Below are 16469 nucleotides of genomic sequence, written 5' to 3'. Positions count from 1 at the left end.
GGCTTTTTCCTGCCATTGAAAAAAATACATATGAAAAAAACAATTGTATTAATCGTAGTCTGGTTTTTTAGCCTATCGGCTTCTTTTGCCCAATTTAATGAGGTAGATCATTTAGAAAAAAACTTCAAAAACCCGCCAGCTTCAGTAAAGCCCCGTACATGGATGCATGCTATGGATGGTAATATGAGCAAAGCAGGACTAACCAAAGACCTTGAAGCGATGGAACGTGTAGGTATAGGTGGGATATTACTCTTCAATATAGATCAAAAAATCCCCGATGGCCTTATCAAGTACAATTCACCTGAGCACCACGATATGCTGAAACATGCAGCAGCCGAATGTGAGCGCTTGGGTTTGAGCTTTGGGGTGCACAACTGCGATGGATGGTCCTCGAGCGGTGGACCTTGGATTACACCGGAGCAAAGTATGAAAATGGTAGCGTGGAGTGAGCTACAAACCACAGGTGGGGATATTTCCATTGAGCTACCACAACCTACTATGCGAGAAGATTATTACCGTGATGTAGCTGTAGTAGCTTATCCCGCCTTACCCTCAGAAATGGATGATGCTCAAAACAAACCCGAGATTACCGCTTCCGATGCAAACCTTGAGGTTACAGGTTTAATGAATAACCGTTTAGATGATCGTACGGTTCTCCAAAAGCAAGGAAAATCATTGCCTTGGATTCAATATACCTACCCGGAGAAGAAGACCATACGTTCAGTCTTGATGGTCTGTAACCAACGCGATCCGGTGGCAACGCTGCAGGTCTCTGATAACGGCCTTGATTTTACCGATGTGCGTCAATTATATACGGTACGAACAGGAAAGCGAGAGTGGACAATTAATGATAGCTTTGAACCGGTAAGTGCAAAGTACTTTAGGATTACTTTTGACCAAACCATGTCATTTCATGAAGCCAAACTACTTTCTACCCAGTGGATACATAACGTAATGGGGTGCATCAGCATGGGACGTACGGAGGATCATGCGATGACGCCTATTGGAGAGCCAACAGCTGATATGATTATTGCTAAAGACCAAATTATTAACCTCAGTGATAAGTTGCAGGAAGATGGTACTTTGAAGGCATCTTTACCCGAAGGCAATTGGACCATACTCCGATTTGGCTATACCTCTACGGGGGCCTTTAATAATCCTGCTACCGATTCTGGTCGTGGATTGGAGTGTGATAAATTTAACCGGGAGGCTTTTAAAGCGCATTACGATGCATTTTCCAAAAAAGTGATTGAAAACACCCGAGATATAGCTCCTAATGCGATGCAATATATCGAAATTGATAGCTACGAAATGGGTGGGCAAAACTGGACAGACGGTTATGCCCAGTTTTTTAAAGAAGAATATGGCTATGATATTATTGACTTTTTGCCCTTATATGCGGGACGTTTTGTCAAAAGTGCTGAAGCATCGGATGCATTGCTATGGGATGTACGTCAGTTGAACTGTGACCTGATGACGGAAAACTACTTCGGGTATTTTGCCGAATTGTGTACTGCCGATGGGATTAAAAGCTACATAGAACCCTATGGTTTTGGTCCTGTAAACGATTTGGATGTGGGCGGAAAGGCAGATATAAATATGGGCGAGTTTTGGATGGATCGTGAAATGACCATGGTCCAATCCGCTGTTTCAGCTTCACACATCTATGGTAAGAACGTTACTTCTGCTGAATCCTTTACCTCCAATCCCCAGATCAACTGGAAGGGCCATCCCGGAATGGCCAAAACCTCGGGAGACCTGGCCTGGGTGCGTGGCATCAATGAATTTATGTTTCACCGCTTTGCCCACCAGGCCAATCCTAATGTGGCCCCCGGCATGACCATGGGGCGTTGGGGATTTAATTTTGACCGTGTACAAACCTGGTGGGATAATGCCGGGGCTGCTTGGTTTAAATACATCATGCGGGGACAATATATGCTGCGCCAAGGTGTGCCGGTGGCCGATTTCCTGGTGTTTATTGGCGATGGTTCACCCAACTCGGTATATTTGCGCAAAGATTTTGAGCCAGCTTTACCTGCAGGGAGTAATTTCGATTGCGTGAATGCCGATGTGTTGCTAAACCGAATTGAAATTGCGGATAAAAAGTTAGTGCTGCCAGAAGGTACACAATACAAAGCCTTGGTAATGAAAAACTGTCAAAAATTGTCCTTAAATAGTCTCAAACGACTCAATGAATTAGCTCAGGCGGGTATTCCAATTATTGGGGAAATGCCAGAAAAACCAGCAGGCTATTTAAACACAGATACTGATTTAGCCACTTTTGAGCAGCTAAAAACTGCCATGCTGAAACAGAAAAACGTTTATGCAGGGTTTAGCTGGAAGGCCATGATGCAGGCCGAAATGTTAAAAGCAGATTTTCAGGTAGAAGGCAGGGAGGATATTTCTTTTATTCATCGCAAGATAAATGAGGAACAGGACCTCTATTTCTTCTTTAATCCCGATGCTGTTCCCCAGCACTTTGAATGCAATTTCAGGGTAGATGGAAAGCTCCCAGAACTTTGGAAACCAATGAACGGGGAGCTGATAAAAACGGCACAGTTTGCCCATACAAATGGTCTAACTAAGGTATGGATCGACCTGGAAGCTGAAGAGTCCGTATTTGTGGTTTTTCGATCCTCATCAGATGGTGTGCCTAGGATTTCAGGAGAAGAATCGAAAAACGGAAACTACATAGTAACCGACGATAACAAACTCCAGCAAGAAAAAGAAATGGGGTATTTGCCGCTTCGGGTGAACGGAGATTGGAGGCTTACTTTTCCTGAAATCAAAAAAGGGCAAAAAACCTATTATTTCTCAGAACTGATAGATTGGACAAGCCACGAATCGGAGGAGGTAAAATATTATTCGGGTACAGCTATTTATGAAAATGAGTTTTTTGTGGATAAAAAGATGCTCGACGAGGATCATCGCATCACTCTCGACTTAGGTGAGGTAAATGTGGCTGTGCGGGTCATCATTAATGATCAGGACCTGGGTGTTTTATGGATGAGTCCTTACCGTTTGGATATTTCCAATGTGCTGAGAAAAGGTAAAAACAAGATACAGATCGAAGTGACCAACCAGTGGACCAACCGCCTGATCGGGGATGAAAACTACCCGAATGAAACAGGATTTGATAGACAAGCCGAGACCATGCCTAGTTGGTTTTTAAATAATGAACCGGCACCATTAAAGCAGCGCTCTACATTTACCATTACTGACTTTTACAGGAAGGGGGATGAGCTTATTCCGGCTGGCCTGATAGGGCCTGTGGTATTAGTGCCCACAAAGCTTACTAAGAAATGATTTTGATAACAATCAACTATGTTTAGTTAAAAAAAAGTAAGGATAGATCAATGGCAAAAAAAAATGACTATCTGGATTGCGTTATTAGCGCAGCAACTACCAAAGAAACCAATGGGTATTATAGCTTAAAACTTGCTCCAGGCTTTGGTTTAAAACTGAATGAAGAGCGTTTGAAAAGAGTAGCAGCTATGAATATTGAAGTTTAGCTACATTCCAAGGTTTGGAAAAAAGTGAAAATAGACCTTTAAGAATATTTCTATCTAAATTATGTCATAATCTCAGTTCAAGTTTTAAAGAAGTCATTCCGATCTCCCTTAGGCGGATCGGAATCTCATCATAGGGAGATTGCCTGCCCTCCCTGACTACCGTCAAGGCAGTCGGGAGACGGGCTGCACCCTTCTCCCACACTTGCTCAAGCACAAAAGGGTTACTATTGAAAGGAAGCGTCACTGCGAGAGGTCAAAATTTTCTCAAATATAAGGGAGCTGAATGACAGTTGACAATATTTATACGGAGTCACCCTGAGCAGACCTGTTTAACCACAAGGTAGAGTCGAAGGGTTTGTCTTAGGGCTTCGACTTAAATTTATCCTGAGCTAAGTCGAAGGGCTCAGGTTGACACATTAAGCAATCCCTGTCAATGGTAGGAGGTACGACGCGGCAGTCTAGTTTTCATGGAAGGAAATTGTCTGCCCTCCGGGAGAGGGGCTTCACTGCGTTGTCAATGACGTTTTAGCTCCCAAATTCAGGCCTTGTAAATCAAACTAGGGTTCAAAAGCTAGCTGTTTTACTTTACTTTTTTACAAGTCTTAAAATTCGGGTTTATGGGGAGGAGGGCAGAAACTTTTTTCTAAACTGACCAGGGGAAAGACCCGTTTTTTGTTTGAATAAGCGGTTGAAGTAATAATCAGATTCAAAACCCAATGCGTAAGCAATTTCCTTTTGGCTCATCTTTGTTCTTAGTAAGGTTTCTTTTGCTTTTTCTATTTTTAAGTGGAGATAGTACTGTAAAGGAGAGGTGCCGGTTTGCGTTTTGAAATCAACCCTGAATTTTGAATAGCTGACCCCTAAGCCTGAGGCGATTTTCTCCAGATCAATGGATTCGTTGATTTTTTCATACATTAAATATTTGGTGTGGGAAACCATTGAATTGATAGTGTGGTCCTGATTGCTGCTTAATTGTATATTATTGATTTCTGCTAAAAGCTGTATGCAGAGTCCTGAAGCTATTCTTTGAAATCCAAATGGTTCATTATTGAATAAATGAAATAAAGAATCAAAATAATTGAGAACGGTTTCTCTGCCACATCCGGGAATGATGGCATTTTTAGGGGCAAAGAAACCATTTGACATGAATTGCGTTGCAATGGGGCCCGAGAATCCCACCCATCTTTCTGTCCATCCCGTTTTTTTTAAGGGCATGTATCTGTGCCAAACTCCCGGAAACAATAAAAATCCATCTCCGTTGACGATTTTTTTTCTACCGGTTTCTTTACTCTCAAAGACCCCCTCCCCATCTGTGATTAACACAAAGTGAAATTCATTCAGTACCCTTCCGTTTTGCCAGGTAAACATATAGCTTCCTGGATGTCCTTTTGAGGGATATGCCTCGTTTTTTTTGATTTTCGTACTACCAAGGTCATTTATCCAAAATCCCCAATGTTTATCCTGCTCGAAAATCATCAAATATTTTCTATACTGATTACTTTTCATATCAATTTGTGCAATTATAAAGTCAGATTGTCAATTGAGACAGTTAGGTTAAATATTGATTTTTGTTATTAGATAACTGTAGTATTACAGTATTTTATGCTTCAATAGTATGAAAAATTATTGAAAGTAAATTATTATTTTCTACTACTATTGTTTATTAAGTAATTATGAATAGTGGATATTTTAAATCAAAAAATGCTTTCCTAAACTGTTAGAAAATGGAAAATCATTACAAGAAGCCCAAAATGTTAAAAAGATTACAATTGATTTCAGTATTAATGCTGCTGGTGATATCCAGCTGCTATGCGGAATCTACCGTTGTGCTTTCAGACTTAAGATGTGAATATAGAACTGATCCCTTGGGGATAGATAATACTGCTCCAAGATAAAGCTGGAAAATGCTAGATCAGCAGAAGGCAAGAGGGCAAAAACAAACAGCCTTTCAGGTGCTTGTCTCAAGTAGTTTGGAAGATTTAAGCAATAATAACGGAGATCTATGGGATTCCGGAAAAATGGAGGGGCCACAATCCGTTAATGTGACTTATCAAGGGAAAAAACTGAGTTCAGGTAAGGAGTATTATTGGAAGGTGAAGATTTGGGATATGCACGGTGAAGCGACAGACTGGAGTGATCCAGGGACCTTTACCATGGGGCTTTTAAATCCAGAAGATTGGAAAGGGGATTGGATATACAAAAGTGATCAAAATACTACAGACCACAATTGGTACAGAAAAAACTTTACGCTTTCACAGGAGGTAGGCTCGGCCCATGTATTTGTGGGTTCATTTGGATATCACGAGTTGTATGTTAATGGTCAAAAAGTAACTGATCAAGTGATGAATCCGGTATTGTCCTATATGAAGAAGCGGATTCCATACCTCACTTACGATATTTCAGAATTACTTCATGAGGGTGACAATGTCATTGCCATTTGGCACGCTGCCGGATGGGCTCGTTGGCAAAGGATAAAAGAGTACAAAAATCCCCCGTTTATTTTTAAAGCACAGGTAGAGATACAGACTAGAGAAGGGAAAGTTTCTTTAGCTACAGATGAAACATGGAAATGTAAAAGAAGTAACAGCGGTTATTATGGTGATTGGGATATTTTGAATTTTGGAGGTGAAACAATAGATGATCGGAAAAAGGAACCCAATTGGAATACAGCAGGGTATGATGACAGTGATTGGCAAAATGCAAGTATCTATAATGTGGAAGGAGAAGAACCTGATAAGTCCTTGACCATTATTGAGGATGTGCCTTTGTCCCAAAAAGTCCGACCCACCGGAAAGGTTACAGCCGTTTTGAGTGCTCAAATGGTCGAACCACAGGTGAAATACGAAGAAGTGGTTCCTGTTGCGGTCACCAAGAGTAGTGATAGTACCTATAGGATCGACATGGGAAGAAACTATACTGGTTTTTTTGAAATGGATTTACATAGTGGGAAGGAAGGTGATTCCGTGTTGTTTGAAATCAGCGATCAGATTGGTAAAACCATGAACTGGAACCAGAAAAGCAAATACATCTATAACACCACCGGTGAAGGGACTTTTTCCAATCGCTTTAATGTTGCCGGAGGTCGTTGGATAACTGTTTACGGTTTAGACTACAAACCTGAGCTCTCCGACATCAAAGGATACGTTATTACCAATGACCGCAAACGGATAAGTAAGTTTGAATCATCCAGTAAACTTTTGAATCAAATTTATAAAGTCAATTTGGACACCTATTTGGCTAATACACTGGATGGTATTTTGATGGATTGCCCGCACAGGGAAAGGCGTGGTTGGGGAGAGGTAACGGTTGCAGCCATGTATGGTGATGCTCTGCCGAATTTTGAAAGTGGCGCATATATGGACCAGTATAATCAGTATATGAGGGATGCTCAGCTGCCAGATGGAGGAATACGTGCTGTGATCAATGAGCAGGATAGGCCTTTCTTGATGTGGAAAGCCAACAACCCTATTACGGTTTGGGAAACTTTTCGAATGTATGGTGATTCAAAAGTATTGGAGGAAAACTATCAATCTATGCAAAGGTGGATGGAATGGTTGTTTCAACATTCCAATTATGCCACCGGAGGAGCACTTAAGGTTGGGGAACAGGGGGCACGGGCTTTTCCTGGATTAGGGGATTGGTGCACGCCACGGGGAAATTTTTGGTCCAGCAGTAATTCTCCTGAGGCTGTTCACTTCAACAATTGTGTATATGCCTTTATGTTGGATAATGCGATAAAAATTGCCGAGGCATTAGGGAAAACTGAAGATGTTAACTTATACACCGATAGGTTAAAAGTTCAGCGGGAATCTACGCATAAACTCTCTTATAACCCTGAGACCGGAAAATATGGGAATGGCCAACAAGTCAATCAGGCATTTGCTTTATTGGCTGGAGTCACTCCCGATGCTGAAAAGAAAAAAGTATATGCTAATCTGGTTGATAATGTCTTGTATAAATTTCCCTATTATGATACTGGAAGTTCCGGACAGGCTTTATATACCCGGTATTTTACGGAGTACGGAGAACGAATGGACCTGATCTACGAATTACTTCAAGATAAACATCATCCGAGTTATGGTTATTTTCTGGAACAAGGGGAAACGGTTTGGCCTGAGCGATGGTCCTCGGTAGGGGTAAGTAAAATACACACTTGCTATACGGGAATAGGTGGGTATTTTATCAAGGGTTTTGGGGGCATTAGGACTGACCCCGATCGTCCCGGAATGAAAAGTATGCTTATTAAACCAGCCTTAGTGGGTGATTTGACCTTTGCCAATACCGAGTATAAATCACTGTATGGCAAGGTAATGGTTAACTGGTCCAAACAAGACGGAAAGGCTAATTTCCATATAGAGATCCCCGTCAATACCACAGCAAAAGTTTTCTTGCCTGCTCTGGAAAAAGATCAGGTTAAAGAAAGTGGTGTGCAGGCTGGAAAATCAGAAGGAATCCATTTTATAGGTACCGAATTACATGATGTTGTTGGTCAATATCTAGTTTACCAGGTAGAAGCTGGAATATATGACTTTACTGTGGAGGAGCTACCCTCTACTACCTATCCTCAACCGATCATCGAAAGTGATAACCTTTCTTTATTGGGAAGAATGAGTGCTTCCTCCATGTATATAGAAACGGAAAAGCTTCCAGGCTTTGAGGCCTTTAAGGCTAATGATGAGAATGATGAAACCAGCTGGCAGGCAGCGGAACCAAGTAATCAATATTTAGAAATCGCGTGGATCAAGCCCCAAACATTTAGCAAAGTAGCGGTTAATGAGTTGGGAAATATTATTACTGATTATAAAATCCAATATTGGGAGGAAGGATCCTGGAAGGAAATTGTAAGCGGCACTACTTGTGGTAGCCATAAACAGCATAATTTTGCCTCTGTTACATCCACCAAATGTAGGGTCTATATTCAAGAGGCTAAAGAGGCTCCCCTAATTGCAGAATTTAAAATTTTTCCATGAGTCTAGGTAATCCTTAAAATACCGGAACCATTGGGTTTTGACAGAAAACTTAAGAGACACGCCAAATTAAAAATAATAAAGAAACATGCTAAAAGTAGGAATATTTGGAATCGGTTTGGATACCTATTGGGATCAGTTTGATGGATTGATGGAAAGGCTGGAGGGCTACCAAAAACAAATAGCAGATAAAATGGGAGAATTTGGTGCAGAAGTGGCCAATGTGGGATTGGTGGACAGTCCAGAGAAAGCTTCTAAAGCTGCGAGGTTGTTGAAGCAAAAAGATGTGGACATGTTATTTTTATATGTATCCACGTACGCACTGTCTTCTACTGTATTGCCCGTAGTGCAAAAACTAAAATGTCCGATTGTCATTTTGAATATTCAGCCCGTAGCGGCCATAGATTACGAAAATTTTAATCGATTGGGAGATCGGGGCTTGATGACCGGAGAGTGGTTGGCGCATTGTCAGGCTTGTTCGGTACCTGAAATTGCCAATGTTTTTAACCGTACAGGAATTGGGTACGAATTTATTACCGGTTACTTAGGAGAACAAGCCGTTTGGGACGAGATGCAGGCATGGATTGAGGCGGCCAATGTCGCTTCGGTAATGCGCAATAACCGCCTGGGCGTTTTGGGTCATTATTACTGTGGTATGCTTGATGTATATTCCGACCTCACTAAACAGGCTAGTGCATTCGGGACGCATATAGAAGTGGTAGAAATATGTGAGGTAAAGGAATACCGTGATAAGGCCAGTGATGCAGAAGTTGAGGACAAGATAAAAGAATTCTATAGCTCCTTTGAAGTTGTCGATGCTTGCGAAAGAAATGAATTAATTCGAGCTGCTAAAACTTCAATCGCACTTGATAAACTTGTGGAAAATCATAAACTCGGCTCTTTAGCTTATTATTATGAGGGGAAATCAGGTAATGAATATGAAAATATAGTTACCTCAGTTATCCCCGGAAATACCTTATTAACAGGTAAAAATGTGCCAGTTGCAGGTGAATATGAGATAAAGAATGCACAGGCAATGAAGATTATGGATGCCTTTGGGGCTGGGGGCTCTTTTTCTGAATTTTATGCGATGGATTTTAATGATGATATCGTTATGCTTGGTCATGATGGACCTCCTCATTTTGCGATTGCAGAAGGAAAAGTACAACTGGTGCCACTACCCGTTTATCATGGAAAGCCGGGAAAAGGCCTGTCCATTCAGATGACTGTACAACATGGCCCGGTGACCTTATTATCAGTGGTGGAAGGAAAAGAGGAGGTCTTTTTGTTAGTGGCTGAGGGAGAATCGGTAAAAGGTCCCGTCCTGCAAATCGGAAATACCAATAGTCGCTACCGTTTTTCAATTGGAGCACGTGGATTTATGAATGAATGGTCAAGACAGGGTCCCTCTCACCATTGTGCTATTGGGGTAGGGCATATTGCTCACAAAATCGAAAAACTCGGGAGGTTGTTGGGCCTTGAAGTGGTGAAAGTTTGTTGACCTCTAAATAGTGGGTTACATTGGTGGAAGGGATATTTTTTTCATAATTTAATTAACAAACATGTTACAGGGAATCTTAGGGGTATTATTCCATACAATGGGGGGGTGGCTGCCGGGAGTTTTTACATGCCTTATAATAAAGTGAAAAAGTGGGCCTGGGAAAGCTATTGGACGGTAGGAGGATTGGTCTCATGGCTTATTCTTCCACCTATGGCTGCTTGGTTGACTGTCCCTGGCTTCATTGAAATTATCCTGCAAAGCCCACCTGACGTATTATGGTTTACCTTTATTATGGGGTTTCTATGGGGAATTGGGGGATTGTCCTATGGTCTAGGAATACGGTATTTGGGAATGTCTTTGGGGAATTCTGTAGTCTTGGGATTCAGTGCAGCATTTGGGGCACTTGTTCCTTCTCTATACTATAATGTCTATCCTTCAGAAGGTAAGGTTTCGTTTACCGATATGATGGCTAATCCCGGAGGACAACTTATATTATTGGGGATACTGATGTGCTTAGCGGGGATAGCAATTTGTGGTAAGGCCGGTATGATGAAGGATAGTGACCTGTCCAATAAGAAGAAAAAACAGGGCGTTCGGGAATTTGACCTTGTCAGGGGATTGGTTGTAGCGATCCTTTCCGGTGTGTTAAGTTCATTTTTTAATTATGGCATAGAAGCTGGTAAAATCATGGCAGACAGGGCAGTATTGACAGGCTATAACTCATTATACCAAAATAACGTAACGTTTGTAGTGATACTTTTGGGGGGCTTATTGTCCAATTTGATATGGACCACTTATTTAAGTGTGAAAAATCAATCCTATAAAAATTACCTTGACAAGGAAGCTCCCATACTTATGAATTTTCTTTTTTCCTCTTGTGCAGGTACAATTTGGTTTTTACAGTTCTTCTTATATGGTATGGGTGAGAGCCTCTTAGGCAACGGAGCAAGTTCTTGGATACTTCATATGTCCACCATTATCCTTACGGCAAACTTATGGGGAATATACCGCAAGGAATGGTCCGGCGTTGCCCAAAGTACCAAGTGGACCATTATTAGTGGTGTTTTGGTGATTGTTCTATCTGTATTTTTAGTGGGGATAGGAAATTACTTTTAAACGTGGCTAGCTTGTGCCCTCTTTGATAAATAGTCAATCTACGCTTCTACCTCACGTACGTATTGTTATTTACCCTACATTCCTTTTCTTATATCCTCTGCATACTGATTGGGTTTGCATTTTTCGGTTTCTACTTAGTTGGGAAATGATCTAATTAGGAAAATATATATACGAAAAATTAAACCTAGTATGATACAGGATGATTTTTGGATTTAAGTTGGTTAAAATTGGTTTAAAGGAGGCGCGAGGTGAGTATTGATGAATTGAATTTTTGATGGATACACAGAAGGTTATGGGCATCAATTGCCCACGAGAGAGATGATGGGTGATAAAGGACAGTCGCCAACCAATCTCGTAAAAATATACTAGGATATCTGTGCTTAAAACTTTCTAGGGGAAATTATACAAAAGGAAGATTTCTTTAGGTAAATAAATAGCATAAGTGTTTTTTATCCATGTATAATGACTAGAAGTGTTTGCTGGACACACTATAGCCAATAATTATAATTTAAATAAACCAAATAACCTAACCAAAAATGACAAAAACGACGTGTAATTTACTAGGTAGAGTCGCTGTCATAACGACCATTTATTTGTTTACTTCTTGTGTGGGAGAGGAAACTTCCCTGCCAGAGGAAAATGACACCGTGAAAACGTTAACGACCACCACCGCATCCTATAAGGGGTGGAATCCTACATGGACCAATTTAATCGGTAGTGAGCCGAGGGCGACTACTTCTGCAGAACAGACAGCACTTAGAAATAAGGTAGCAAATGGCACAATTGATACCCGAGGGACCTTCATAGATGTTCCCAATTCCACGATAGAAACGACCAGTACGGGAACCCGTTTGGTAATGTCGGACAATGATATGAGGTGGCATAATCCATTGAATTCACAGGTTACTGATCCCAATGAGAGTACTCGCTGGTACCAAAAGGATGGTAATACCCAAGTGTTCAGGGTAATTCCCGGTGATGAGAATTGGCAAAGTTCACGTGTTGGAGCAGCCAGAAGTGAGGCATATGCCCCCAATTTGGGCATTCGGCGAGATGACAATAAGGTGATGACCTTTTCGGCACGTTATCATGTCGCTGCCCATAACGGAGCCAAAGATGTTAAGATATTCCAATCAAAAGCTACGGCAGCTAACGGTTTCGATCCTGCTTGGGGCGTAGCCCTTCATGTAACAGCTTCTGGGGACATTGATATTATAAAAAGAGGCGTTAGCTGGGCGCAAAACCAAAGGATATCTACAGGAAAATCTGTGGGGCAGAGTTTTAATTTGCGGGTTACGGATGACGGATTTACCTACAGGGTATATATTGATAACGTACAGAAGGCCACAGGGACTTGGGACCGCGCCAACCTGAAGTCTGTATGCCGTTGGGGTGCATATGTTCAAGGAGGAGCCAATGGTATCCTTCCCGGGAGTGTCAGCAATCCAGAAATAGTTTATGTTAGTGGAGCGAGGGTGACACTCACTAATCAATAGCCGTCATCAGCAAACACTATCTGTGCATTACAGGCCATCGTCGCTAGGACGATGGCCTTTGATTTTTTTAGGGCTTTGTTAGTTTTATTATTAGAATTCTACCAGTATGTAAGGAGCACACCTAGTATGAAGCAGGATAGAAATACCTGTTCTATTGGTTAATATTGTTTTAGTAATTTAATCAAAGGAAGAAAGGTAAATAAGTACACCAAAGTAAAGGAATCTTTTTTTAGGGTTTTAAAGATTTCTTTCTGTGCGTATTGATCTGAGTATTCTAAGGGTCAAATTATTAATTAGTGGTAATGCTATTTTGCAAAGTCAAAATTCTGCATTTATTATTGATGGTAATTGGGTTTGGGCGTCTACCAGTGTAATTGGTGGACGCCATTTTTTACACTTCAAAAAATTGCGGTAGTATGAAACGTGGCTTACTGGTTTTATGGAAATGCTCCAATAATCAGGACCGTTCAATGTAAATGGCCTTATTAATTGTCCTAAGTCAATTAACCTAAATAGACGACTTTAATTATGAAGAGTATAAAAATGCTCATATTGTTTTTTCTTTGCAGTATTTCTTGGCTACTTACTGCACAAACATTGGAGTTTTCGGACCTTACATGCAATTCCCAAACCAATCCGATCTGTATCGATACAGCACCTTCTTTCACATGGGTGATGAATGCTCCTGGTTATGGTAGGGAGCAGACAGCATACGAGATTCTTGTGGCCTCAAATAAAGAATTACTTAACGATGATCATGGAGACCTTTGGAGTTCCGGCAAGATATTATCCAATAAATCCGTTGGAATAACATATGATGGGGGGAATTTGGAGCCCAAACAAAAATATTATTGGAAAGTACGTATCTGGGACGAAAATGGCGAGGTGACAGGCTGGTCACCAACCCAGTACTTCCAAATGGGACTAGTGGATTCCAGTAATTGGGGATCATCAAAGTGGATTGGCTTAAGCAAGGACACCAGAGAATCGCCCCATCGGTTCAGGGATTATAAAACAGGAGCTATGAAAGATCCCGTCAAGGTGACAAGCCACGCGGCCGGATATTTCAGAAAGGAATTTCAATCAAAAAAAGCCATTAAGGAAGCGCGCGCCTATATATGTGGATTGGGATATTATGAATTACTGATCAATGGGGAAAAAGTGGGCGATCATGTCCTGGATCCTGCCCCCTCCAACTACGACAAGCAGGCTTATTATGTGGCCTATGATATTACCGAAGCGTTGAGGCGTGGCAATAATGCTGTTGGGATCATATTGGGGAATGGTTTTTATGGACAAAACATTTCATGGAAGAATGATCCAGAGTCGGAAAGGGATCTGTCATTTGGTACTCCTACGGTACGGCTACTAATGGAGATAACCTATTTAGATGGGAGTATTGCTACGGTGAGCAGTGACCAAAGCTGGAAAGAATCAACAGGGCCAATTGTCTTTGATAATATCTATGGAGGAGATACGTATGATGCCCGGTATGAACTAGGAGATTGGTCTCAGGTTGGGTATGATGATTCCATTTGGCTTCAGGCTAAGGAAGTATCCCCGAAAGTGACCAACATTAGTGCGCAACAAATTCCCCCTATAAAAAAACTGAGAACCTTCGATCCCAAGCGTATTTTTAAGGGAGAGAAAGGGGACTGGATTGTGGATTTCGGTCAAAATATCGCCGGATGGATTAAGCTCTCAGTTGCTGAAAAGGAGGGAACCGTTATCGAAAGTATTGCTACAGAGTCATTGACCCAAGATGGTACGGCGATTTTTCCGGGCTCTACAGGAGGTGGCGCAAATGGTATGAAACAGCTGTACAGATATATTTGTAAGGGAGAGGGAAAGGAAAGTTGGGAACCTAAATTCAGCTACCATGGCTTTCGGTATGTTCAAATTTCTGGACTTTCGGGTAAGCCAGATGCAGAGACCATCCAAGGGGTTATGGTGGCCACCGATATCGAAAACAAAGGGTATTTCAATAGTTCTGACTTATTGCTCAATAAAATGCACGAAGTAAGTAAATGGACAATTGAAGGCAATATCCATGGTATCCCAGAAGATTGTCCACACAGGGAAAAGTGTGGGTGGTTGGGGGATGCCCATGCCTTTTGTGAATATGCATTGTACAATTATGAACTGAACAACTTTTACAAAAAGTACATGGAGGATATCAGAACCCAAATGCGTCCTGTACCAGGTGAAAACCAACCAGAAAAAACTTTTCAGGTACCAACGATGATCGCACCCGGAAAAAGGACATCTTCCATTGCAAAGTTGGACTGGGGGGTGGCCACGATGTATTTGCCATGGTATAATTATGTCTATTATGGAGATACAGCGATGGTCAGGGAATATTATGAAGAAATGAAAGTACTCACCAATTATTACCTGACTTTCAAAGATGACAAGGGGGTGGTACAGAACGGAATGGGGGACTGGTGTCCTCCTCGTTGGGACAGACGGTTAAATCCCGGAGCCATGGAATGCCATCCGGTGATTTCGGCAAACGCTTATTTTTATGATGTATTAGGGATTATGGAAAGGTTTGCCAAGATAAATATGGACATGGTCTACCAAGCACAGTTAGCTAATGAGCAACAAGAACTAAAAGACGCATTTAATGCACAGTTTCTGGAGGGTATTTCAGGTACGGAATACAAATGGTATGGTAGCCAGACCGCAACGGTCATGGCTCTGCAATTTGGTATGGTTCCAGAAAAAGAAATTGCTTTGGTGGTCAATGGGCTGGTTTATGATATAGAGATCCGGAAAGGAGGACACCATAGCACTGGAATACATGGAAATAGGTATATTTATACTGTGTTGAGTAGGTATGGGCATGCAGATCTGGCCCATAAAATTCTGACCACGCCTACTTTTCCAAGTCAAGCCTATATTCTAAATTATGGTTTCACTACCTGGCCAGAGCGGCAGTTTGAATGGGATAAGATGTCAGGTTTGACCAATTCCTTAAACCATCCCATGCATAGTGGGTTTGCCGCTTACTTTTTTGAATCCTTAGGAGGTATAAAATCTTCTTATAAGGCCGTAGGATATAAGGAATTTGTGGTTGAGCCGGTATTCCCTGAAGAAATCACTTTTACAAAAGTGTCCATACCCACAAGATATGGTGAGATTCGAAATAATTGGAAGGTAGAAGGAGTTAATTTTAGCATGAGTTTAACTGTTCCTTTCAATACCAAAGCTAAAGTGATCCTTTCAGAGGAGGAATTCTCCACACTAACAGTAAATGGAGAAAAGGGAGATGATTTTCTGAACAGGCATAAAGGTGCTGTTAAGAGTAATAGTGAATTGGTCCTAGGGTCTGGATCTTATCAATTGTCTTATTGCAAAGCTAATTAGGATGTGCCAGTTCGGTCTATTGAGTCTTGGTTGAATGCCTGAATTAATGTTTCAGAAATTTGAAAAAGTATGCTAAACACTCCTAGCTCCAACATCCATTTTTAAGATGTTGGAGCAACTATCCATAAAACTTTATTAAAAATCACGTGGATAGAATGAATTACTTGTAAAAAATGGTGGAGTGAATTCACGACGTTTTGCAAAAATTGATTTAGAGAGTTGATATCATTTTTATGTTTTCAATTAAGAAATTTATTATTGAATTCTTTAGTAAACTCAAAATTCACCTAGACCAATACAGGATACATAAAAGTGGAATTCCATATATATTTGATTTAGGGTCAATCAGTATCCTACATATTTCTAAACCTCATATCCGTCATGGTGTATTTAATCAATAAAGGAGAATCTAAATAATTGAGGTGATTTTGGCCAAGGAACTTAGGAGGGAGCAAGGTGGAGGGAAGTGGTGATAGGCCAATAGGTATAAGATAAAGTCTGAAAAGAA

10 protein-coding genes are annotated in these 16469 nt (G+C 41.1%); 8 read left to right on the top strand and 2 right to left on the bottom strand.

Translation table 11 applies throughout. From position 1 onward, the window contains the following. The first annotated feature begins 30 nt into the window (after positions 1-30). Both JL001_RS22015 and JL001_RS22010 read left to right on the top strand, forming a co-directional pair. On the top strand, positions 31-3306 hold the full coding sequence (locus JL001_RS22015; RefSeq protein WP_200979981.1) for a glycosyl hydrolase: 3276 nt from the start codon (positions 31-33) through the stop codon (positions 3304-3306). 50 nt (positions 3307-3356) lie between these two features. After that, complete coding sequence (locus JL001_RS22010) at positions 3357-3512, top strand: hypothetical protein (protein WP_200979980.1); 156 nt, start codon at positions 3357-3359, stop codon at positions 3510-3512. Positions 3513-3576: 64 nt separating this feature from the next. Here JL001_RS22010 and JL001_RS22005 read toward each other — a convergent pair whose 3' ends face one another. Further along, positions 3577-3756 (bottom strand): hypothetical protein, encoded by a 180-nt coding sequence (locus JL001_RS22005; RefSeq protein ID WP_200979979.1) that lies wholly within the window; start codon positions 3754-3756, stop codon positions 3577-3579. A gap of 371 nt (positions 3757-4127) precedes the next feature. Next, positions 4128-5018, bottom strand: a complete 891-nt coding sequence (locus JL001_RS22000) for an AraC family transcriptional regulator (RefSeq protein WP_200979974.1) — start codon at positions 5016-5018, stop codon at positions 4128-4130. A gap of 218 nt (positions 5019-5236) precedes the next feature. Between JL001_RS22000 and JL001_RS21995 the strand changes: the two genes are divergently transcribed. The 6 genes from JL001_RS21995 to JL001_RS21970 all read left to right on the top strand — a co-directional run bounded on the left by JL001_RS21995 (position 5237) and on the right by JL001_RS21970 (position 15961). Further along, complete coding sequence (locus tag JL001_RS21995) at positions 5237-5407, top strand: hypothetical protein (RefSeq protein WP_200979972.1); 171 nt, start codon at positions 5237-5239, stop codon at positions 5405-5407. Between the two features lie 9 nt (positions 5408-5416). Next, positions 5417-8482 (top strand): family 78 glycoside hydrolase catalytic domain, encoded by a 3066-nt coding sequence (locus JL001_RS21990; RefSeq protein ID WP_200979970.1) that lies wholly within the window; start codon positions 5417-5419, stop codon positions 8480-8482. Between the two features lie 85 nt (positions 8483-8567). Continuing rightward, positions 8568-9980, top strand: coding sequence for an arabinose isomerase (locus tag JL001_RS21985; RefSeq protein ID WP_200979968.1), 1413 nt, complete (start codon positions 8568-8570; stop codon positions 9978-9980). A gap of 141 nt (positions 9981-10121) precedes the next feature. Then, positions 10122-11096, top strand: coding sequence for an L-rhamnose/proton symporter RhaT (locus JL001_RS21980; RefSeq protein WP_236252941.1), 975 nt, complete (start codon positions 10122-10124; stop codon positions 11094-11096). 536 nt (positions 11097-11632) lie between these two features. Further along, entirely contained in the window at positions 11633-12592 is a 960-nt protein-coding gene (locus JL001_RS21975; protein ID WP_200979966.1) for a hypothetical protein, read from the top strand. Between the two features lie 528 nt (positions 12593-13120). Beyond that, positions 13121-15961: a family 78 glycoside hydrolase catalytic domain gene (locus JL001_RS21970; RefSeq protein WP_200979964.1), complete on the top strand. Its 2841-nt coding sequence runs from the start codon at positions 13121-13123 to the stop codon at positions 15959-15961. Positions 15962-16469: the final 508 nt, after the last annotated feature.

It is taken from the genome of Echinicola sp. 20G (assembly GCF_015533855.1).
Lineage (GTDB): Bacteria > Bacteroidota > Bacteroidia > Cytophagales > Cyclobacteriaceae > Echinicola.
Note: the sequence above shows the minus strand (reverse complement) of the source record. Positions and strands in the feature narration are given on the sequence as shown.

What these genes read in the sequence shown, in the direction of transcription:
- JL001_RS22015 (WP_200979981.1), top strand. Translation starts at nt 31, where the DNA reads ATGAAAAAAACAATTGTATTAATCGTAGTCTGGTTTTTTAGCCTATCG.
- JL001_RS22010 (WP_200979980.1), top strand. Translation starts at nt 3,357, where the DNA reads ATGGCAAAAAAAAATGACTATCTGGATTGCGTTATTAGCGCAGCAACT.
- JL001_RS22000 (WP_200979974.1), bottom strand. Translation starts at nt 5,018, where the DNA reads ATGAAAAGTAATCAGTATAGAAAATATTTGATGATTTTCGAGCAGGAT.
- JL001_RS21995 (WP_200979972.1), top strand. Translation starts at nt 5,237, where the DNA reads ATGGAAAATCATTACAAGAAGCCCAAAATGTTAAAAAGATTACAATTG.
- JL001_RS21990 (WP_200979970.1), top strand. Translation starts at nt 5,417, where the DNA reads ATGCTAGATCAGCAGAAGGCAAGAGGGCAAAAACAAACAGCCTTTCAG.
- JL001_RS21985 (WP_200979968.1), top strand. Translation starts at nt 8,568, where the DNA reads ATGCTAAAAGTAGGAATATTTGGAATCGGTTTGGATACCTATTGGGAT.
- JL001_RS21975 (WP_200979966.1), top strand. Translation starts at nt 11,633, where the DNA reads ATGACAAAAACGACGTGTAATTTACTAGGTAGAGTCGCTGTCATAACG.
- JL001_RS21970 (WP_200979964.1), top strand. Translation starts at nt 13,121, where the DNA reads ATGAAGAGTATAAAAATGCTCATATTGTTTTTTCTTTGCAGTATTTCT.